The sequence below is a fragment of the Methylocaldum sp. GT1TLB genome (assembly GCF_051027445.1).
Classification (GTDB): Bacteria; Pseudomonadota; Gammaproteobacteria; order Methylococcales; family Methylococcaceae; genus Methylocaldum.
In genome coordinates this window covers 647,798-667,478 of the sequence record NZ_CP194898.1, presented here as the reverse complement: position 1 = coordinate 667,478, position 19,681 = coordinate 647,798, and the positions used below count along the sequence as shown (strand labels likewise).

Sequence of the window (19,681 nt, the reverse complement as noted above, 5' to 3'; positions counted from 1 at the left end):
GCTGGAATCGAGGCAGTCCATGGACGGAATTCGGAACTTCCACTAACAGGTGATTCGTGTCCGGTCCCAAGTCGATCTCCAAAGAGAAATCTTCGATGCCTCCTGCTTCGTCCTCCGATTCATTCCTGGCGGCGCCGAGCAAGCCACTCAAGCCCGTACAAGGCGAGCTGGACTTGGTCCCTCCTGCCTCATCCCCTCCCAAAAAGCGGCGATCCAATAACGCGGCCAAGCCGAAAAAGAAACGGACACAGGCCAAGAAAGGCGCCGAGCCCGCGGCAAAACTGAACCCGTGGCGATGGGTCGCCGTTATCGGCACCGAAATCCTGGCATTGGCTGCGTCCGCCCTCATCGGAATCATCGCGGTATTCGGACGCTCGGTGGATTGGTTTGCCGGAACCGGATTATGGTCCAATCTGCTTCCGTTCGCCGCAATGGTACTCGCCGTAGGGATCGCAAATGCGGTGCTGTTGCGCCTCTGGCTGGGCATGCGCGCCAAGCTGGTGCTCAAAGGCATGATTCTGCCTGCGATCCTGGCGGTTTTCGTCGCCGTCGCAGCCGGCTGGTTCGCCGCCCAGGAAGAATTCGGCCGCGATCTCGGCAAGCTTCGCAGCCTGGTCGGCGGCATGCAGGAGGCCGAGCGGAACACGATTGCGCATCAGGTGTTTGCCGCCTATCGGCGTTCCGATCTGACTCAAATGCAGCGCATCATCGAGCGAGCCCAAATCTATCTGCCGACGATCCACGAAGCTGCCAAGGCCTTCGATGTCGACCCCGAAGTCATGGTCGGCATCGGCGCTACGGAATCGTCATTCTATCCGCGGGACAGCAAAGACGGAGGCCGCGGACTCTTCCAGATCACCGCTGCCCCGAAGTCGGCGGTCAGCGTCGTCAAGAAACATCTGGATGTCGACCATCTGGACATGCTCAACCAGCGCCACAATACCTTCGTAGCCGCGGCGACCCTGCGTCTTTATCTGGCGGAGATGCGCGGCGATTTGTTCCTCGGTCTTCTCGCCTACAATATCGGGCCGGCCAACGGCGGTTTGCGCTCGATCATGACGCAGTACGGCGCGCGCGACTTCGTGACGATCCAGCCCTATCTGCAAAACCTTCCGCGCGATTATCCGATCCGGGTTTTGACGGCCGCCCTGGCTTATCGGTTGTGGCACACCGAAGGGCGGCTCCCGCGTTATGAGGAAGGCAGCAACGCCATGCACATCCAGAGCGTCGGCATACCCGGCTTGAATCAGGGATTCTCGCCGAAAATAAGCATCGGCAAGGACAAAGCAGCCTAAAAAGTGGCGAAACCGGCTAGAGCGTTTTCATCTCGCCCGTACGGCAAAACCGGCTCGGCGGGCGTCATTGGCGCCTTCGGCGACGGTAAATTGATTCAAGCATTCGTAGGTCGGCAATCCTTTGCCGACGAACCCGTTACCCCAACGGCACCGTCGGGAAGGGCGGCTTCGGCGCTCCCGAAGACGCCGTTTGCGATTGGAAGGGTCGCGACTAAAGCGACCGTTTGCGATTGGGAGGGATTCCCGACCTACGCGCGAGTGCCCGTACAGTAGGCATGAAAATGCTCGAATCGATCGTCCGCTCCCGGAAGCAAAGCCGGGCATCAGTTTTCCGTGTAGAGCAGCTTCAAGCCTACGACGCCCAAGACGATTAGCAGAATGCAGACGATCCGGACCAGGTCCGTGGATTCGTTGAACAGTATGATGCCGATAATCGCGGTCCCGGCGGCGCCTATTCCAGTCCAAACGGCGTAACCGGTGCCTAACGGTATCGTCCTCAGCGCCAGGGACAAGAACACCAGACTGATTATCATGGCGGCGCCTACGCCTAAACTCGGCCACCAACGCGTAAAGCCCTCGGTGAATTTCAATCCCACCGCCCAGACGATCTCGAATATCCCCGCAACAAGTAAATATGTCCAACCCATGCTTAAAAGAATGTCGCTACGCAGCGAAGCCATAGCCTAGTTTAGACAGACGATATTACCCGATCTTTCTGCCGAGTCGGTTTGCGAGATTTGATTTTCCACAAGACTCGCATACGTTGATTCCCGATCTTCGAGCCAGCTGATCTTCCGTTCCGCTGATTCGGTTAACTGCTCCCAAGTCCTTTCAAAAGGTACGGAAATGTACGTATGTTTAATTTGGGGGTGGTGAGCTTAAATACATCCACCTGAGCTGATCTCGGGTCCGGAACATGGATGCTCCCGCAGGACGGGATTACGGCGAATGGACTTAAGGATGTCGCCAAGAACAGGACGTTCCCAAACGCAACCAGGATGTTGCGAAGGGAGTTGGAGTGTTTCAACGGATTCTGGACGCTCCCTATCCTCGGGCCAGGATGCTCGACACGGAAATGGAATGCTCCGCATGTAACTGGACTGATCCGAATTTGGCTGGGATGTATTTTTGGGAACACGGAAGTTCCATTTTTCTTTCTCCCGTCGTTCACACACTTGCTCATCCAGCTTCACGGCCGGCAAAGTCGCCAGGCGCCCTGCCGTTCCGTCAAAAACGTATCCTCGTTTTCGATGTTGCGTCCGGCCCATCCAAGGTCGGAAATCCCTTTCTGACATAGCTGCCTGAAATCCTTGGCCGTTCATCGAAGGAGTGAACAGCGTGATGAAAAGAAGACAGTTTCTCGCCCTGGCCGCAGCCGCAATGGTCGTCGGGTGCGCCGGTTCGAAGACCCGCGAGAGCACCGGCGAATATCTCGATGACACGGCCGTTACCACCAAGGTCAAATCGGCTCTGCTGCGCGACGAAGTGGTCAAAGGGCTGGACATCCAGGTCGAAACGTTCAAAGGTACCGTGCAACTCAGCGGCTTCGTCAACACGGCCTCGGAAAAGCAGCGCGCCGAAGCGATCGCGAGAGACGTCGCCGGCGTTCGATCCGTCAAGAACGATATCCGCGTGATGCAATAACCGCTACCGTAAGCCGTGGCCGACTCACATTCAACGGCCGACGCAACATCGTCTCAAACTCGATCCAGTGTCAGGAGCGCCGGCACGGCCCGGCGGCATCATCCTTCATACGCATCCAACCATCCGCGCGGCGCTCGAAATACTCCGCGGCAGAGGGAACGAAACGCGCATTTTCGGATTCCCATGTGCAACGCTCCAGGACAACCTTCGGATGCTCGATCCGGAGCACGTTAAACGCGTTTTTTTCCTTTCGCGTGCGGACCGAAAGCGCGGTTCCGGCGCTGATCACGAGCGCCTTGTAACCGGCGATGCGATACCGTTCTCCCGTGTGCCCCGAATGGCTGACATGGAGATGCCCGGCTAAGAACATATCGACTCCGCAGCTCGCCAGCGCTTCCATGGCCATCCGCGCCCGGCCGACAAGATCGCCCTCACGGAAGCCCTCGGGCAGGTCGAAAGGGTGATGGGTCACCACGATCTTGATGACCGCATCGGGGTAATCACACAAGCGTTCCCGAATGCGGTCCAGCTGCCTTCGATTGACCCGCCCGTTCTTGATGGTCAGCGAGCGCGCCGTATTGACGCCGACCGCGGCGATCTGCTCATCGGCATAGAAGGGCTCGATGTTTTCACCGATATAGCGCCGGTATTTGACTAGCGGCCGGAAAAAACGGGCCAGCGGATTATAGAGGGGTACGTCATGATTGCCGGGCACCACGATTTGCGGCTTCGGCAGCGCATCGAGAAAGCGCCGGGCTTCGAGAAATTGAGCGGTTCGTGCGCGTTGGGTCAGATCGCCCGAGATCGCGACCAGATCGGGCCCTATCTCCCGAACCGATTGGATCAGCGGATCGACCAAGGAGCGGTCGACGCGGCCGAAGTGCAGATCCGAAAGATGGACGATGGTTCGCATGCGCCGCGTTACGCCTCGCCGACCGATCGGCAGCCGGACCTAGCTCGCAATGGCGCTTCCGCGAGACTCGACCTTCGTGTTCGGCACCATCACCCGTAGAGCGCCCGGCCGAATTCGATAATACAGCGGAGTCTGCATGACGATCACCTCGCCGTCGGTCGCGACCCGAAGGCGGCTGCTGTGCCTAGCCTCGATAACGATCTCCTTGGTCCGCATCATGTCGAAGTCCTTGTCTTTACGCAAACTCCGCAAGAGCGCGCGGAGCCCGAATCGCAAAAGGCCGAGCCGGCCGATTTCTCGAGTGGTATACAGCCACAGCCAGCCCGAATCGAGGGTGGTTCGCGCTCCGATATTGAATCCTTCGACCTGGTACCGATTGTTCCCGACGAAAATGAAAGGCGTGTGCCGCACGAGTTCCCGGTCGTCGACACGCAATCGGGCTTCCAGAATGGCATACCGGCGCAAGACGGACAGAGATGCCCAGAGAAACGCCGGCCATTTGCCGTATTCCAGGCGGTCCTGCAGGGTCTCCCGACCGTGTACGATGCTGGGATACAGCCCCAGGCCGGAATTGTTGACGAAAATCCTGCCGTTGACCTCTCCGACATCGATCCGGGCGGGCATGCCGTCGACAAGAATTTGCGCGGCTTGCTCCAAATCCAGGGGAATCCCGAGATCCTTGGCGAAGTGGTTGAGCGTGCCGAGCGGCAGTACGCCCAGTATCTTGCCGGTTTCGGCGAGCACCGAGGCAACCGCATTGATGGTGCCGTCTCCGCCGCCTGCCGCTATCAGATCGGCGTTCTCGGCCAGGGCTCGCCGCGCGAGGTCCGGAACTTCATCGCCGCTGTTCGCAACCCATATCCGGGCATCCCGGTTGCGTGAGACGAAGAACTCTTCGAGCCGCCTTTCCAGTCCCTTTTTTTCGTCACTACCCGCAGAAGTGCTAACGATAATCGCCAAACGGGCGGCCATAAGCTGATTTTACCGGGGGAATTACATGGGATAGATCACTAAATGCCGGTGTGGTTCACAGCCAATGCTTTCGGCGACCAAGCCGTGGCGGGTAACGATGCGATGTTGCATCTGGCGCAAGGCGGCCGAACGCGGCGAGAGTTCCGCCATGACGCCTTCGGCCTTGACCTGCTGCACGGCACGCTCGGTCTCGCGCACCATTTCCCCGACCTCGTCCTGTTTGTCGCCGGGAACGATGTGAAACAGACTGCGCAGGAGCTGCCGAATCTGAGCGGTCGTGTTCTTCTTGACGGCATGCACCGGCAATTGACCGCCTTGAACGATGCGTTTCAGGCTTGCATCGTCTTCCCGCGCGCGCAGCGTCACGACAAGATCGGCCTGGTCCGGATATCTCACCGTGCGGGCCTCCAAGTGGAGGTCGCGGATCACGCGTTCCACCGAGTCCCGGCTGAGCGCATAAGCATAGATGCGAACCGGACGCTGCCGGTCGGAGCGGACGAATAAGACCTCTCTCGCGATTTCCACGGCCGACTCGGGTTCGCTCGCCGTCACCGGCGACTGAACGGCGACCGGGCCTTGGCGGCGTATGCCTTTGGGCTGTGTGCCGCTCAGGATGGCATCGACCGCCTGCGCGGTGTCCAGGTGCACGACCACCTCGTCCCTGGCGGTAATCTCTACGACGATATCGAAGGTGGGCGGAGCCTTCCGCTCGCTTACGGTTTTTTGCGTGCCCCGAAGCCGGGCCTCTTCGTCGCTGAGAGTCACCGTTTGCACGCCGCCGACCAGATCGCACAGCGTGGGATTCAGAACTAAATTCTCCAGCGTGTTGCCGTGAGCCGTGCCGATCAGCTGAACGCCACGCTCGGCGATGGTGCGCGCGGCCATTGCCTCCGTGGCTGTGCCGATTTCGTCGACGATGATCGCTTCGGGCATATGGTTTTCCACCGCCTCGATCATCACTGCATGTTGTCGATCCGGATGCGCGACCATCATTCGCCGGGCGCTGCCGATGGCCGGGTGCGGGACATCGCCGTCGCCGGCAATCTCATTGGATGTATCGATCACGACGACGCGCTTGCCGAAATCGTCGGCCAGTACGCGCGCCACCTCTCTCAATTTGGTCGTCTTTCCGACGCCGGGCCGGCCGAGCAATACGAGGCTCTTGCCGCTCTCGACGAGATCACGTATCAGATCGATGGTTCCGAATACCGCGCGCCCCACGCGCAAGGTCAAACCGATGATCTCGCCCCGCCGGTTGCGAATGGCGGAAATGCGGTGCAAAGTCCCCTCGATGCCGGCGCGGTTGTCCGCGCCGAATTCACCCAAGGCGCCGATTACGGCATCAAGGTCTTCGCGGGTAACCGGTTGATTCGATAAGTTCAGGGCGGCGTGGGGATAGCGTGCCTGGGGCAGGCGCCCTAAGTCCAAGATGATTTCGAGCAATTCCCCCTGGCCTTGCAGCGCTAGGGATTTCTGGAGCTCCGGTGGAAGGAGCTTTATGAGCAGGTGGAGATCATCGAGATGGGTCTTGGCGGTCACATCTTTGCACGGGGTGTTCTTTCAAGCCCTGTCCGACGCCGTAACGGCATCCAATCGCGTGTCCGCAGCTCCGCCGAGCCGTCAGGTCGATGATTCGAGAACATCTCTATCGACCATTACCTTCCCCGCCCGTCCGGCCGCGGACGCCTCCTGGTCAGTCGCATTCGTACGATTTCTGGATCCGTCCGTTCTCGTCCACCGTTTCGAGTCTCGCCTTGAATCCCCACAGCCGGCGCACATGCCGCAGCATCTCGTTGGTGCTCTCTCCCAAGGGGCGGCGATGATGCTGATAATGCCGCAGGGTCAACGACCGGTCTCCTCGGGTGTCCACCCGGTAGACCTGAATGCTGGGTTCCAGGTTGCCGAGGTTGTACTGATCCGAAAGCACGTGGCGAACGGCTCGATAGCCGTCCTCGTCGTGAATGTGGGTGATTTCCAGTTCGTCGTTCAAATCGTCGTCCAGCACGCTGAACAGCTTGAAATCCCGAATGACCTTGGGCGAGAGGTATTGGGCGATGAAACTCTCGTCCTTGAAATTGCGCATGGCGAAGTCCAGCGTCTTGGTCCAATCGGTATCCACAAGATCGGGGAACCATTTCCGATCTTCGTCGGCGGGATGTTCGCAGATCCGCCGAATGTCGCTCATCATGGCGAATCCCAAGGCATAAGGATTGAGTCCCGAAAAGTGATTGCTGTAATACGGCGGCTGGCTGATGACGTTGGTATGCGATTGCAGGAATTCCAGCATGAATCCGTCGGTCACCAAGCCTTCGTCATAGAGCCTGTTCAGAAGGGTGTAGTGCCAGAAGGTCGCCCAACCCTCGTTCATTACCTTGGTTTGACGCTGGGGATAGAGATATTGCGCGATCTTGCGGACGATTCGAATGATTTCCCGCTGCCAAGACTCCAGCAGCGGCGCGTTCTTCTCGAAGAAATAAAGGAGATTTTCCTCGGGTTCGGCCGGAAACTGATGGGCTTGCTCCTGGAAGTATCTTTCCTTCTTTGGAACGGTGCGCAGCCATAAATCGTTAATCTGCGACTGAAGATATTCCTCCCGCTCTTTCTGCCTATGCTTCTCCTCGGTTATCGAAAGCGCCGGCGGCCGGCGGTAACGGTCCACGCCGTAGTTCATCAAGGCATGACAGGAATCCAGCAGCTCCTCTACGGCCGAGACGCCGTAACGTTCTTCGCATTCCGCGATGTAGTTCCGGGCGAACACCAGGTAATCGATGATGGCGTCGGCATTGGTCCAGGTCTTGAACAAATAATTGTTTTTGAAGAAGGAGTTATGGCCATAACAGGCATGCGCGATGACCAGCGCCTGCATGGTCATGCTGTTCTCCTCCATGAGATAGGCGATACACGGGTTGGAATTGATGACCAGCTCGTAGGCCAGCCCCATGTATCCGCGCCGATAGCTTTTCTCGACGGTCAGAAACTGCTTGCCGAAGGACCAATGCGGGTAGAACACCGGCATGCCCGTGCTCGAATAGCAGTCCATCATCTGTTCCGAGGTGATGATCTCGATTTGGTTGGGATAAGTGTCCAGGCCGAAACCCGCCGCGATTCGGGCGATCTCGGTGTCATAGCTCTGAAGGAGTTCGAAAGTCCATTCGGAGCCTTCTGAAAGGGGTTTGCGGCTCATGCCTGCTGCTTCTTGAAGAGTTCTCTAAAGACCGGATAAATGTCCGCCGCGCTATAAATCGGCTGCATGGCAAAGTTGGGCCAGTATTCCGCCACTTTTTCGTATTCCATCCACAGGCTGTGGGGCTCGTGGTTGTTGATCTCGATATAGGCGTAATACTGCACGCTCGCCATGATGTCTTCGATCAGCAAGCGCGAACAATTCGTCGAGTCCTCGGGCCAGTTGTCGCCGTCCGACGCCTGGGCGCCGTAGATGTTCCAGTCGCCCGAGGGGTAGCGGTCGCGGATGATGTCCTTCATCAGCTCGAGCGCGCTCGACACAACGGTCCCGCCGGTTTCCCGCGAATAGAAGAAATCCTGTTCATCCACCTCCAGCGCCACCGTATGATGGCGAATGAAGACCACGTCCGTCTTTTCGTAATTTCGCGTAAGAAACAAGTAAAGCAACAAGAAAAAACGTTTCGCAAGATTCTTTTTCACCTCGTCCATGGAACCGGAGACGTCCATGAGGCAAAACATCACGGCCTGGGTGCTGGGCTTCGGAACTTGAATGCGGTTTCGGTAACGGAGATCGATGGTGTCGAGGAACGGCACTGCCCGAATCCTGCGCTCCAGCAGGGCGATCTCCTCGCTCAATGCGGCGATACGCTCCTCGTCAGGCTCACCGCCAGTTAGCAAAGCCGCGAGTTCGACTTCCAGCTCCCGCTTCCGGTCCGCTGATGGCGCGCGCAAGGCCGTGCGGCGCGCCAAGGCCTCCCGCATCGAGCGGATGACGTGCAGGTTCGAGGGCGATCCGTCGCTGGTAAAACCCGCGTGCTGACTCTTGAAAGTGGCTTCTCTCGCCAGTTGCCGCTTCACCATGTTCGGCAGCTCGAGATCTTCGAAGATGAATTCCAAAAACTCTTCGCGCGACAATTCGAAAACGAATTCGTCCATGCCCTCGCCGGTATCGCTGGCACGGTTGCCCGAACCGCCCTCCTCGCCTTCCGGACGGGGTACCTTGTCGCCCGCTATAAACTCTTTATTGCCGGGTTGAACGACCTCCCGCCGCCCGCCTTGGCCATGCCGAAACGTCGGTTCCGAAATATCCTTGGTCGGAATCTGAATCTTTTCGCCACGGTCTACGTCCGTTACCGACCGCTTCGCGACGGCATCGGCAACGGCCTTGCGAATCTGACCGCGGAAGCGTTGGAGAAAGCGCTGCCGATTGACAGCGCTCTTGTTCTTGGGGTTTAAGCGGCGGTCTATAAATTGACTCATGGGCTTGAATACCTATCGCTCGGTTAAGAGGACTTGCGCACCCTGAGATACCATTCGCACAACAGCCGCACCTGCTTGGGCGTGTACCCTTTGTGAACCATGCGGTTCACGAATTCCTCGTGTTTCTTCTGATCGTCCAGCGACGCCTTGGCGTTGAAGGAGATCACCGGCAGCAGTTCTTCCGTATTGGCGAACATCTTCTTCTCGATGACCGCACGCAGCTTTTCATAGCTGGTCCAGGCCGGATTCTTGCCGGCGTTCTTGGCGCGGGCACGCAGCACGAAGTTCACCACTTCATTGCGGAAATCCTTGGGATTGCTGATGCCTGCCGGTTTTTCGATCTTTTCGAGTTCCTCGTTGAGTGCCCTGCGGTCGAAACTCTCGCCGGTATCCGGATCGCGGTATTCCTGATCCTGTATCCAGTAGTCGGCGTACGTAACATACCGGTCGAAGATATTCTGTCCGTACTCGGAATACGATTCCAGGTAAGCGGTCTGGATTTCCTTGCCGATGAAATCCACGTAGCGCGGCACCAGGAATTCCTTGATGAAGCGCAGATAACGCTCCTGCACCTCCGGCGGGAATTGCTCCTGCGTGATCTGCTGTTCCAGCGTATACAGCAAGTGAACGGGATTCGCCGCGACTTCGGAATGGTCGAAGTTGAACACTTTCGACAGGATCTTGAACGCGAAGCGCGTGGAAAGCCCGGTCATCCCTTCGTCCACGCCCGCGAAGTCCCGGTATTCCTGATAGGATTTCGCCTTGGGATCGGTGTCCTTCAGGTTCTCGCCGTCGTAAACCCGCATTTTCGAGTAAACATTGGAGTTCTCCGGTTCTTTAAGCCTCGACAGCACCGCGAACTGCGCCAGCATTTTCAGTGTGTGGGGTGCGCAGGGCGAATCGGACAGCGAACTGTGGATCAAGAGTTTCTCGTAAATCTTGATCTCTTCTGAAACCCTTAGGCAATAAGGCACTTTGACCACGTAGACACGGTCCAGAAACGCCTCGTTGTTCTTGTTGTTCTTGAACTGCAACCACTCGGACTCGTTCGAATGGGCCATGATGATGCCCTCGAACGGAATGGCCGAAAGCCCTTCGGTACCTTTGTAATTGCCCTCCTGGGTCGCCGTCAGGAGAGGATGCAGCACCTTGATCGGCGCCTTGAACATCTCCACGAATTCCATGATACCTCGGTTGCCGAGGCAAAGGCCGCCCGAGAAGCTGTAGGCATCCGGATCGTCCTGGCTGAAGCGCTCCAGCTTCCGGATGTCGACCTTGCCGACCAAGGACGAGATGTCCTGGTTGTTTTCGTCGCCCGGTTCGGTCTTCGACACCGCCCGCTGATCCAACATGGACGGGCGCACCTTGACGACGCGAAATTTGGTGATATCGCCGTTGTACTCGTGCAGGCGTTTCACCGCCCAAGGCGACATGATCGTATTGAAGTAACGGCGCGGGATACCGTATTCGTTTTCGAGAATCGGACCGTCCTCTTCGGGGTCGAACAGTCCCAGCGGCGATTCGTTGATGGGCGAACCCTTGATGGCGTAAAACGGCACCTGCTCCATGAGGTGCTTCAACTTCTCGGCCAGCGAAGACTTGCCGCCTCCGACCGGGCCCAGCAAGTACAGAATCTGTTTGCGCTCTTCCAGCCCCTGAGCGGCGTGGCGGAAAAATGCCACCATCTGCTCAATGGTTTCCTCCATGCCGTAAAAATCGGCAAAAGCCGGATAGCGCTTGATGACTTTATTGGCGAAAATGCGTGAAAGGCGCGGATCGAGCCTGGTATCGACCAGTTCGGGTTCGCCGATGGCGATCAGCATACGCTCGGCTGGACTGGCGTAGGCCGTCGGATCCTTACGGCAAATTTCTAGATATTCCTGAAGCGAATACTCTTCTTCGCGCGCTTTTTCATAGCGGGATTGATAGTGATCGAAGATACCCATAGATGCGAGGTCTCCTCTGCAATCAGCAGATGCTCAAAAAGGTCTTAACGTCTCCGGCGAGAGGACCGCAAGCTGCCTCGTTCGATATTTTGCTGGTTGAGACAACGAGCGTATTAACTGTCCCTATCATAGCGAACGTGGCTTTCTCATCCATCCGCACTATGCAATAAATGCGGCGCTCGCGGCTCTTACCGCTAAGACGTAGCCTAACATATTTCGGTTCCTCGGCTGCGAGACACCCAAGAAAAACTTTATGCCAAAGAGAACCTCATCGAGCATGTAACAAAACTGTTTCGCACTGCTTGCCGAGCGATACACAATACTTAGCGATGGCCGGACTCGAGCCCACTCCGCTGTATTGTCCTCTTATTAGTTTAGAATTAATCGTCGGCCATACGTTCGACGCTAAACACCCGAGTTTATGCCGGGAAGCGTATTTCCAATAAACGGCACCCTCTTCTCGATCATTTGCAATGCTCAGCCACACTTGACACGAAACCTGTGCCGATGTTCCACTTCGGGCCACAAGCACGTTTGAACTCCGAGGAGAATGGACTTCCGGATGGGCGTCTACCGCCTGAGAGCGGGACGGTTTTTTCAAGTCAACAAGTGGCCGGCCCGCATCTCGTCGCGGTGCTCGATCGCGCTACTGCGCCTGCTGTTTCTTCTGTCCCTCGGTTTGCCGGCGTGGTCCTGCCGCAATCCGGAACCTGTCGGACCGCCTCATTTGACCTGGTATGTGTTCGACGAACCTTCCGGCGCCTTCCGAGAAGCCGCCCGGCGCTGCACCGAATTCGCAAAAGACCGCTATCGCATCGATGTCGTCTCTCTGCCGGCCGATGCCGATCAGCAAAGGGAGCAATTGACGCGCCGCCTGGCTGCAGGCGACGAATCTATCGACATCATCGGGATGGACGTGATCTGGACCGCCGAATTCGCCGAAGCGGGCTGGATACGGGAATGGCCGATGAGATCGACCCGCCGGGCTTCAGCCGGTCGGTTTCCGATAACGGTTCAAACCGCTACTTATAAGAATGTGTTCTGGGCGACGCCTTTCACGACCAATGTCCAATTGCTCTGGTATCGAACCGACCGTGTCCCGACACCGCCGGATACCTGGGACGAGATGATCGATTCGGCCGAGAAGTTGGGCAGGAATGGCCGGATTCAGGTTCAGGGCGAACGCTATGAGGGGCTGACCGTCCTTTTTGTATCCCTGCTCGCCTCGGCCGGGGGCACGGTCCTGGATGCTGGGGGACAGCAGGTCTCCCTGGAGCCCGAACCCACCCGTAAAGCTCTTCAGGTGATGAAGCGGTTGGCGACTTCTCCCGCGGCCGATCCGGGGCTGTCCACCAGCCGCGAAGACCAGGCGCGGCTGGCTTTCGAAACCGGCAATTCGGCATTCATGCTCAACTATACCTTCGTCTGGCCCAGCGCTCGGCAGAACGCGCCCGACGTCGCGGCGAACATGGGCTGGGCACGCTGGCCCGCGGTTCTGCCCGGCCGGCCCAGCCGGGTGACGGTCGGAGGCATCGATCTCGCCGTCAGCACCTACTCGCGTTATCCCGAACTCGCCTTCAACGCGGCCGAATGCCTAGCAAGCAGGGATAATCAGCGGATCGCCGCACAACGCGGGGGACTTCCACCCACCGTGTCCGCCCTTTATAACGATCCGGCCGTGCGTCGCCGGCTGCCGTTCGCGGATGTGCTGCGAGCGGCCTTGAACGATGCGGTGGAACGTCCTCAAACGCCGCTCTACGCCGACGTGTCCCTCGCCATCAGCCGCACCCTTCATCCCATGCGCGACATCGAGCCGGACCGGGATACGACTCGCTTGCGGAAAGCCGTGCAACGAGCATTGCGTTCGGAAGGCTTGCTATGAGGCGTGTCCAGAACGTCAAAGGATGGCTTTTTTGCACCCCGGCTCTAGCCGCGATGGCTTTGGTTACGGCCTATCCCATTCTCGATGCCGTCCGGCTCTCGCTTTACCGCTACGACCTACGCTACGCGGCTCCGCCCGATTTCATAGGCATCGGCAATTATGTCAGCGTGTTGAGCTCGGAAATCTGGTGGGGGGCGCTTTGGAATACGTTTCTGATCACGACCATTTCGGTGTTTTTCGAACTGGTGCTCGGCTTCGCTCTCGCACTGCTCATGCATAAAGCCGTGTTCGGACGCCGAACGGTCCGTTCGGCGGTTTTGGTGCCTTACGCCATCATCACCGTGGTATCAGCTCTCGCCTGGAAGTTCGCATTCGATCCGACCACCGGATTCGTCAACAGCCTGCTCGGCGTCGATCGAGCCTGGCTCAACGAACGCTGGTCGGCATTCGGCGTCATCATACTCAGCGAGATCTGGAAAACCACACCGTTCATGGCTCTTTTGCTGCTGGCCGGCCTGAGCCTCATTCCGGATGATGTGCTCAGGGCGGCTCGGGTCGACGGAGCATCCGCCTTACAGCGCTTCCGTCTCATTACCCTGCCCTTGATGAAACCGTCCATCTTGGTGGCGCTGCTGTTCCGGACCTTGGATGCTTTTCGCATCTTCGATTCGGTCTATGTTCTGACACGCGGCGCGCATGGCACCGAATCGGTATCGGTGATTGGATACAACACGCTGATTGCCCGTCTCAACCTGGGTTTGGGTTCGGCGGTATCGGTGCTGATTTTTCTGTGCACGCTCGCGATCGCTCTGCTCTTCACCAAGAGCTTCGGAACGCCCTTGCTCCGCACGGGACGGTGACATGCGAATACGATTCGCAGGTATGGACGGATTCCTCGGTGCCTTGGGAAGTCTCCTCGTTGTTACTTACGCCTTGTTGCCCGTGATTTGGATCATATCGCTGTCGCTCAAGCCTGGGCGCGAACTCGGCAATGCGCGTTTTTTCCCGGACACGCTCAGTCTCGAGCACTACCGAACGGTCTTTAACGACCCGCAATTTCCGGCGGCGCTCTTGAACTCCGTGGGCATCGCTTCGATCGCCACCGGGTTGTCCATAATAATCGCCATCTTTGCGGCGTACGCCATCGTTCGGCTCGACTTTCGCGGCAAACACTGGATTTTTTACGGCACGCTCGCGGTAGCCATGTTTCCGCCGATATCCGTGGTCGGTCCCTTGTTCGAACTCTGGCGCACGCTGCGTCTTTTCGACACCTGGCCGGGCTTGATCCTTCCCTATCTGAGCTTCACCTTGCCGCTCGCCATTTGGACCTTGACCGCTTTTTTTCGCGAAATCCCGTGGGACCTGGAGCGAGCCGCACGGGTCGACGGCGCCACCCCGTCGCAAGCCTTTCGGCTCGTCATCTTGCCGCTGGTGGCGCCGGGAATCGTCGCTTCGGCCATCTTGGTCTTCATTTTCGCGTGGAACGATTTTTTGTTCGCCGCGTCCCTCACGTCCACGGATCGGGCCCGCACCGTGCCGGTCGCCATCGCGTTTTTTACGGGAAGTTCCCAATTCGAGCTGCCTACCGGTTCCATCGCCGCCGCTTCCGTAGTGGTCACGATACCGATCATCGCACTGGTCCTGATGTTCCAGCGCCGCATCATTGCCGGACTTACGGCCGGTGCCGTCAAAGGATGACCGGGAGTAGCAAAAATGGCCGAAATCGTCTTCGATCACGTGAGCAAACGCTTTGCCGGCGGGGCCTGGGCGGTCAGAAAGGCAAATTTCACCGTCAAGGACGGCGAGTTTTTCATTCTCGTTGGACCGTCAGGCTGCGGCAAGTCGACCCTGCTGAACATGATCGTCGGTCTGGAAGACATCACCGAGGGCGAAATCCGGGTCGACGGCAACAGGATCAATGAACTCGACCCCAAGGACCGCAACATGGCGATGGTATTCCAAAGCTATGCGCTCTACCCCCATATGACGGTCAGGGAGAACATCTCGTTTCCGCTCAAATTGGCCAAACTGGCGCGGGACGAAATCAAGCGGCGGGTGGACGAGGTCGCGGCCATCCTCCAACTGGACCCGCTGCTCGACCGCAAACCTTCGGACCTGTCCGGAGGACAGCGCCAGCGGGTAGCCATGGGACGAGCGATCGTGCGAAGACCCCAGGTGTTCTTGTTGGACGAGCCCCTATCGAATCTCGATGCTCGGCTGCGCGTTCAAATGCGCACCGAGATCGCGGCCCTCCAGGAAAGGCTGGGCATCACGACCGTTTACGTCACTCACGACCAAACCGAAGCCATGGTGCTGGGCGATCGTGTGGCGATATTGCGAAGCGGAGAAGTCCAGCAGATCGGAACGCCGAAGGAACTGTACGAGACGCCCCGTAACGAATTCGTGGCGGGCTTCATCGGATCGCCGTCGATGAACTTCCTGAATGCCGAGATCGGCGATACCGGCGTGCTGCTGCCTATGGGGCCTTGCCCCCTGCCGCCTTCCTTTCCGTTAGAGCGCCTGAGCAACCGCTACGTCGTCGCCGGCATCCGTCCGGAACATTTTTGTTTGCCGGGAACGTCGCGTAGAGCCGGCCCCGTTTTTCCGGCTGAAATCATTTCGGTCGAATGGCTGGGCGCGGATCTTTATCTTCATGTTCAGCCGGCCCCGTCACTCCGGCCATCCAGGGACAAATCGGCGGTTGTCGAGCCGGGAACTCATCCAGCTGGACTGGTTCTGATTGTCCGAGTGCCTCCCGACCTCCGGCTGAAACGCGGCGATAGGATCGAGCTGACTTTCGACGCCACGAAGATTCAACTGTTCGACGCCGATACCGGCGAAAATTTTTTGCGGAACCATTGAAACGACAGTCTGTCGAAGCGCCTTCGGTGATGTGGCGCCCGCGACGGGCATGTTTGAAACGATCAAAACGTATAGGGAACCGCTATGAGCAACCTCGAACTCGGCATTATCGGCAACTGCATGTACAGCGCACTGATCGACCGCAAGGGGCGTGTCGTCTGGTGCTGCTTGCCCCGTTTCGACGGCGATCCGATTTTTTGCAGCCTGATCAACGGCGATGAGGACGAGGTGCAGGAAGGGTTCTTCGACATCGTGATCGATGATTTCTCCCATAGCGAACAGCACTACGAGCACAACACCGCTATCCTGGTAACCACGCTTTACGATCAGCACGGCGCTGCGGTGCAAATTACCGACTTTGCCCCGCGTTTCCGACGGTACGGCCATATGCATCGTTCGCAACGGCTGATCAGAAGGCTTCAGCCGATCAACGGCACGCCGCGGATTTCCGTCAGAGTGCGGCCGACCTACGACTACGGCGTCAAACCCATGCAAACCATCCAGGGGTCCAACTATATCCAGTTCGTCGCTCCCGGTATGTGTTTCCGCATGAGCACCGACATGCCGGTTTCCTACATATTGGACGAGACGCCCTTTCTGCTGGAGGAACCTTCGGCGATCACCTTCGGTCCCGACGAACCGCTGCGTTATACGGTGGCCGAAGCAACCCGCGAAAGCTACGAGCAAACCCTGCTGTATTGGCGCGAATGGACCCGATCGCTGTCCATTCCTTTCGAATGGCAGAAGGCCGTGATCCGCGCCGCCATCACCCTCAAGCTGTGCTGTTTCGAGGAAACCGGCGCCGTCATTGCCGCCATGACCACATCCATCCCCGAAGCGGCCGGCACGGAACGCAATTGGGATTATCGCTATTGCTGGCTGCGCGACGCCTATTTCGTCGTGAGCGCCCTAAACCGGCTTGGCGCGACCGGAACCATGGAGGAATATCTGGACTATATCTCGAATATCGCGGCCGAGGCCGACGATAGCCTGCTTCAGCCGGTCTACGGCATCGCCCTGGAGAAAAAATTGATCGAATGCCGGATCAGCTCTCTCAGGGGCTATCGGAATCACAGACCGGTACGGGTCGGGAATCAGGCCTATGAGCACATCCAGAACGACATCTACGGCAGCGTGATCATGGCCGCCACCCAGGCTTTCTTCGACCGCCGCCTCGCGCATCCCGGAGATCAGCGTCTTTTCGAACGCCTGGAAAATCTCGGCCGCCAATGCACCCGGCTGTATAACGTACCGGATGCGAGTCTCTGGGAGTTCCGCGGGTTCGCCCGCATCCATACCTTTTCGGCAGTGATGTGCTGGGCCGGCTGCGATCGTTTGGCCCGCATCGCCGATCACATGGAGCTGCACGACCGCGCTCAATATTGGCGCTCCCAGGCCGAGCGGATTCGGACCGAAATCATGGAGCATGCCTACGATCCCGGACGCAATACCTTCGTCGGAAGCTTCGGCGGCTCCGAACTCGATGCGAGCCTTTTGCTTCTCCACGACCTTCAGTTCCTCGCTGCGAATGATCCCCGCTTCATCGGTACCGTCGAGGCGGTGGAAGAGGAATTGCGGCGCGGCAATCACATGATGCGGTATGTGGAACCGGACGACTTCGGCGCACCGCAAAACGCCTTCAATATCTGCACCTTTTGGATGATCGGCGCTTTGGCGGCCATCGGCAGAAAGGAAGACGCCCGCGCCATATTCGAGGAAATGCTCAACTGCCGGAACCATCTTGGGCTCTTGTCCGAAGACACCGATCCGCAAACCGGCGAAATGTGGGGCAATTTCCCGCAGACCTATTCCATGGTCGGGATCATTCACTCGGCCATGGTTCTGTCCAAGTCATGGAAGGAAGCGTTTTAACAAGGCTTCTTAATGAAAGCGTTCTCCCGGAACTCGTGCATGATCAGTTGTCGTCTTCGACCCACGTCGCCTGTGTTGGCGATGCCGGGTCAAGAGAAACGACGTATGCTCCGGCCACCCCGAGCCACCGACGGTCCCCAAATGAAATTGGCGGGAGCAAACCGGTATCGTAGCCGTTCAGGTTTTTCAGTGCGGACATGAAGCTATCTCTTCCCAAGCGCCGGCCGGCACGCCGCAGCCCTTCTTCGAATAAGCGGGCCATAACATAGGTGACGACCTCCGAATGCTCAGGCGACTGCGTACCGGCGAGGACCGCAAGTTCGGCGATCTTCTCGGGCGCACGGTCGCGGGGAAGCGTCGGATAACCGATCAGCAGACGTTGACGAAAATCCGGTGGTGCCTGAAGCACCGACGTCCCGGCCAGGGCACCGGGCAGTAACACCCATGGTCTCCAGGTCGTTTTCAGTGCACTCCGGTAAAACTCCCCGAGTTCATCGTCCGTACCGAAAAAAAATGACGGCCCGCACGCGACGCTGGCGAAGGGCGTTGACAGTCTCCTCGGCGTGCCCGCGGGTTCCGACATATTCGATAGGTTCCAGAGTTCCGAGGTTTTTGCTTCGAATGCGTTTAAGAATGCGCTGAGTCAGCATACTCGATGCTGCTCCCGGACCGTGAACGATCGCAAGAACGAAGCCGCGCTTGGCGAGAACTCGAGCCGTGTAATCTGCCAATAGTAGACTCTGCTCGCTTATCCCGGACAGCAGATAAAACGTAAACGGATTGACTGCGCGCTCGGGATCCGGAAACTCCGGAGAAGGCTCGATTACCGGGATGCGCAACGCTTTTGCTATATCGGCAAGATCGGCTTGTGCTCGAGGGGAAGCGAATCCGAAAATGGCGAACACATTCTTCTCCTCGATCGATGTTCTCAACCCGGAGCCAGATTTTTCGCCGTCAAGAAACACCGGCTCTACGGTTCGGCCGAAATAGCCGCCCTCGTTATTTCGCGCTCGGAAATAGGCGGTAATGACCCGCCGTATTCTCTCGCCCTTTTGATCGGCCGGAATCAACACTCCTACACGGATGATGCTGTCGCTCAGCCCAGAATCGTGGTCGCCCTCGATGCGCTTGATATAAGCGATCAAATCCGCGAGATCCCGAGCCGACATTCGGTACCGCGGCATGCCTTTATCAAGCTTGTTGCGCGCCGGGTCGAGACCTTGCGTAATAGCCCGTGCAAGTGTTTCGTCGGTGAACGGCGGATGTGTTCGCCCGTAGGAATGGGCGTGGCCGTAAGGCTTGGCGAGATTGGTCCAGGTGATGTTGGACGGTGTCAGGCCGCCCTCGGCCCGTCCGAGACCGTCCTTGCCATGGCAGTTGGCACAAGGAAGCGAGTGCCCGTTCAGTTCCGCATCGTCGTCGCCCATCAGCGCTGTAACAGGCGTTCCGGACAGACTTTCGCCTCGGAGATAAATGTGCGTTCCGCGCGTTTCCGCCGGCGTCAGTTGCTGCGCGCCGGCAGCCGATTCGAAAAGGAACAGGGATATAGTTGCCAGGTACGCCCTGATGCTGATTCGGAGCCTATCCCTTTGCATGCTGCTCACAAGGCTTAATCACGACGCCAGCCAAATCGCGTCCTCTTATATCTTTATTGCGATAGTCGGTCCGCTAATGTATCGGGCTTCACCTCAACCCGCGCTAGCGAACCTGACCTCGCGAGCATGTCGATCTGGCCATGACTTTTTTCACGCCTTGAAAGCCATAGAGACGAGTCCACAGCCGTCGGCGCCCGTCGCCGATCAAGAGTAAACGCCGCTTATCGATCCATCTCATCGATAAGGTCCGCATTTTC

Annotated in this window: 16 protein-coding genes; 7 read left to right on the top strand and 9 right to left on the bottom strand. The window is 58.1% G+C overall.

The genetic code is table 11. The features are described 5' to 3' along the window. Positions 1 to 95 precede the first annotated feature (95 nt). Positions 96 to 1,295, top strand: coding sequence for a transglycosylase SLT domain-containing protein (locus tag ACR2R1_RS02860; RefSeq protein ID WP_077729645.1), 1,200 nt, complete (start codon positions 96 to 98; stop codon positions 1,293 to 1,295). A 323-nt stretch (positions 1,296 to 1,618) separates the two neighbouring features. Here the strand turns inward: ACR2R1_RS02860 and ACR2R1_RS02855 are convergent, their stop codons facing one another. Continuing rightward, entirely contained in the window at positions 1,619 to 1,975 is a 357-nt protein-coding gene (locus ACR2R1_RS02855) for a DMT family transporter (protein WP_346425837.1), read from the bottom strand. Positions 1,976 to 2,636: 661 nt separating this feature from the next. Here ACR2R1_RS02855 and ACR2R1_RS02850 point away from each other — a divergent pair. After that, positions 2,637 to 2,939 (top strand): BON domain-containing protein, encoded by a 303-nt coding sequence (locus ACR2R1_RS02850; RefSeq protein WP_077729580.1) that lies wholly within the window; start codon positions 2,637 to 2,639, stop codon positions 2,937 to 2,939. A gap of 70 nt (positions 2,940 to 3,009) precedes the next feature. Here ACR2R1_RS02850 and ACR2R1_RS02845 read toward each other — a convergent pair whose 3' ends face one another. The 6 genes from ACR2R1_RS02845 to ACR2R1_RS02820 form a co-directional block, all read right to left on the bottom strand. Beyond that, the gene (locus ACR2R1_RS02845; RefSeq protein WP_434112583.1) at positions 3,010 to 3,852 is read right to left on the bottom strand and encodes a metallophosphoesterase family protein; all 843 of its coding nucleotides are present in this window, start codon (positions 3,850 to 3,852) and stop codon (positions 3,010 to 3,012) included. A gap of 39 nt (positions 3,853 to 3,891) precedes the next feature. Further along, a complete protein-coding gene (locus ACR2R1_RS02840; RefSeq protein WP_434112581.1) occupies positions 3,892 to 4,824 on the bottom strand; it encodes a diacylglycerol/lipid kinase family protein in 933 nt (310 codons plus the stop codon). A gap of 21 nt (positions 4,825 to 4,845) precedes the next feature. Beyond that, positions 4,846 to 6,363 (bottom strand): R3H domain-containing nucleic acid-binding protein, encoded by a 1,518-nt coding sequence (locus ACR2R1_RS02835; RefSeq protein ID WP_347257658.1) that lies wholly within the window; start codon positions 6,361 to 6,363, stop codon positions 4,846 to 4,848. A 154-nt stretch (positions 6,364 to 6,517) separates the two neighbouring features. Next, a complete protein-coding gene (locus ACR2R1_RS02830; protein ID WP_077729584.1) occupies positions 6,518 to 8,008 on the bottom strand; it encodes a SpoVR family protein in 1,491 nt (496 codons plus the stop codon). Beyond that, entirely contained in the window at positions 8,005 to 9,267 is a 1,263-nt protein-coding gene (locus ACR2R1_RS02825; RefSeq protein WP_077729585.1) for a YeaH/YhbH family protein, read from the bottom strand. Before ACR2R1_RS02825 ends, ACR2R1_RS02830 begins: the two co-directional genes overlap by 4 nt. Positions 9,268 to 9,290: 23 nt before the next feature. Next, entirely contained in the window at positions 9,291 to 11,213 is a 1,923-nt protein-coding gene (locus ACR2R1_RS02820; RefSeq protein WP_077729586.1) for a PrkA family serine protein kinase, read from the bottom strand. A gap of 550 nt (positions 11,214 to 11,763) precedes the next feature. On the opposite strand from ACR2R1_RS02820, the gene ACR2R1_RS02815 reads away from it, so the two are divergent. The 5 genes from ACR2R1_RS02815 (at position 11,764) to ACR2R1_RS02795 (ending at position 17,829) form a co-directional block, all read left to right on the top strand. Next, positions 11,764 to 13,095: an ABC transporter substrate-binding protein gene (locus ACR2R1_RS02815; protein ID WP_245245689.1), complete on the top strand. Its 1,332-nt coding sequence runs from the start codon at positions 11,764 to 11,766 to the stop codon at positions 13,093 to 13,095. Next, positions 13,092 to 13,955, top strand: coding sequence for a carbohydrate ABC transporter permease (locus tag ACR2R1_RS02810; protein ID WP_434112578.1), 864 nt, complete (start codon positions 13,092 to 13,094; stop codon positions 13,953 to 13,955). Before ACR2R1_RS02815 ends, ACR2R1_RS02810 begins: the two co-directional genes overlap by 4 nt. A 22-nt stretch (positions 13,956 to 13,977) precedes the next feature. Continuing rightward, entirely contained in the window at positions 13,978 to 14,793 is an 816-nt protein-coding gene (locus tag ACR2R1_RS02805; protein WP_166642413.1) for a carbohydrate ABC transporter permease, read from the top strand. 15 nt (positions 14,794 to 14,808) lie between these two features. Next, positions 14,809 to 15,957 (top strand): ABC transporter ATP-binding protein, encoded by a 1,149-nt coding sequence (locus ACR2R1_RS02800; protein ID WP_086133152.1) that lies wholly within the window; start codon positions 14,809 to 14,811, stop codon positions 15,955 to 15,957. A gap of 84 nt (positions 15,958 to 16,041) precedes the next feature. Further along, the gene (locus ACR2R1_RS02795; RefSeq protein ID WP_434112576.1) at positions 16,042 to 17,829 is read left to right on the top strand and encodes a glycoside hydrolase family 15 protein; all 1,788 of its coding nucleotides are present in this window, start codon (positions 16,042 to 16,044) and stop codon (positions 17,827 to 17,829) included. A gap of 43 nt (positions 17,830 to 17,872) precedes the next feature. Here ACR2R1_RS02795 and ACR2R1_RS02790 read toward each other — a convergent pair whose 3' ends face one another. Beyond that, positions 17,873 to 18,271, bottom strand: coding sequence for a hypothetical protein (locus ACR2R1_RS02790; protein WP_077729593.1), 399 nt, complete (start codon positions 18,269 to 18,271; stop codon positions 17,873 to 17,875). Between the two features lie 49 nt (positions 18,272 to 18,320). Continuing rightward, positions 18,321 to 19,424, bottom strand: coding sequence for a c-type cytochrome (locus tag ACR2R1_RS02785; protein WP_434112574.1), 1,104 nt, complete (start codon positions 19,422 to 19,424; stop codon positions 18,321 to 18,323). Positions 19,425 to 19,681: the final 257 nt, after the last annotated feature.

Coding starts and splice junctions, on each gene's coding strand:
- ACR2R1_RS02860 (WP_077729645.1), top strand. CDS start 96: ATGCCTCCTGCTTCGTCCTCCGATTCATTCCTGGCGGCGCCGAGCAAG.
- ACR2R1_RS02855 (WP_346425837.1), bottom strand. CDS start 1,975: ATGGCTTCGCTGCGTAGCGACATTCTTTTAAGCATGGGTTGGACATAT.
- ACR2R1_RS02850 (WP_077729580.1), top strand. CDS start 2,637: ATGAAAAGAAGACAGTTTCTCGCCCTGGCCGCAGCCGCAATGGTCGTC.
- ACR2R1_RS02845 (WP_434112583.1), bottom strand. CDS start 3,852: ATGCGAACCATCGTCCATCTTTCGGATCTGCACTTCGGCCGCGTCGAC.
- ACR2R1_RS02840 (WP_434112581.1), bottom strand. CDS start 4,824: ATGGCCGCCCGTTTGGCGATTATCGTTAGCACTTCTGCGGGTAGTGAC.
- ACR2R1_RS02830 (WP_077729584.1), bottom strand. CDS start 8,008: ATGAGCCGCAAACCCCTTTCAGAAGGCTCCGAATGGACTTTCGAACTC.
- ACR2R1_RS02825 (WP_077729585.1), bottom strand. CDS start 9,267: ATGAGTCAATTTATAGACCGCCGCTTAAACCCCAAGAACAAGAGCGCT.
- ACR2R1_RS02820 (WP_077729586.1), bottom strand. CDS start 11,213: ATGGGTATCTTCGATCACTATCAATCCCGCTATGAAAAAGCGCGCGAA.
- ACR2R1_RS02815 (WP_245245689.1), top strand. CDS start 11,764: ATGGACTTCCGGATGGGCGTCTACCGCCTGAGAGCGGGACGGTTTTTT.
- ACR2R1_RS02810 (WP_434112578.1), top strand. CDS start 13,092: ATGAGGCGTGTCCAGAACGTCAAAGGATGGCTTTTTTGCACCCCGGCT.
- ACR2R1_RS02805 (WP_166642413.1), top strand. CDS start 13,978: ATGGACGGATTCCTCGGTGCCTTGGGAAGTCTCCTCGTTGTTACTTAC.
- ACR2R1_RS02800 (WP_086133152.1), top strand. CDS start 14,809: ATGGCCGAAATCGTCTTCGATCACGTGAGCAAACGCTTTGCCGGCGGG.
- ACR2R1_RS02795 (WP_434112576.1), top strand. CDS start 16,042: ATGAGCAACCTCGAACTCGGCATTATCGGCAACTGCATGTACAGCGCA.
- ACR2R1_RS02785 (WP_434112574.1), bottom strand. CDS start 19,424: ATGCAAAGGGATAGGCTCCGAATCAGCATCAGGGCGTACCTGGCAACT.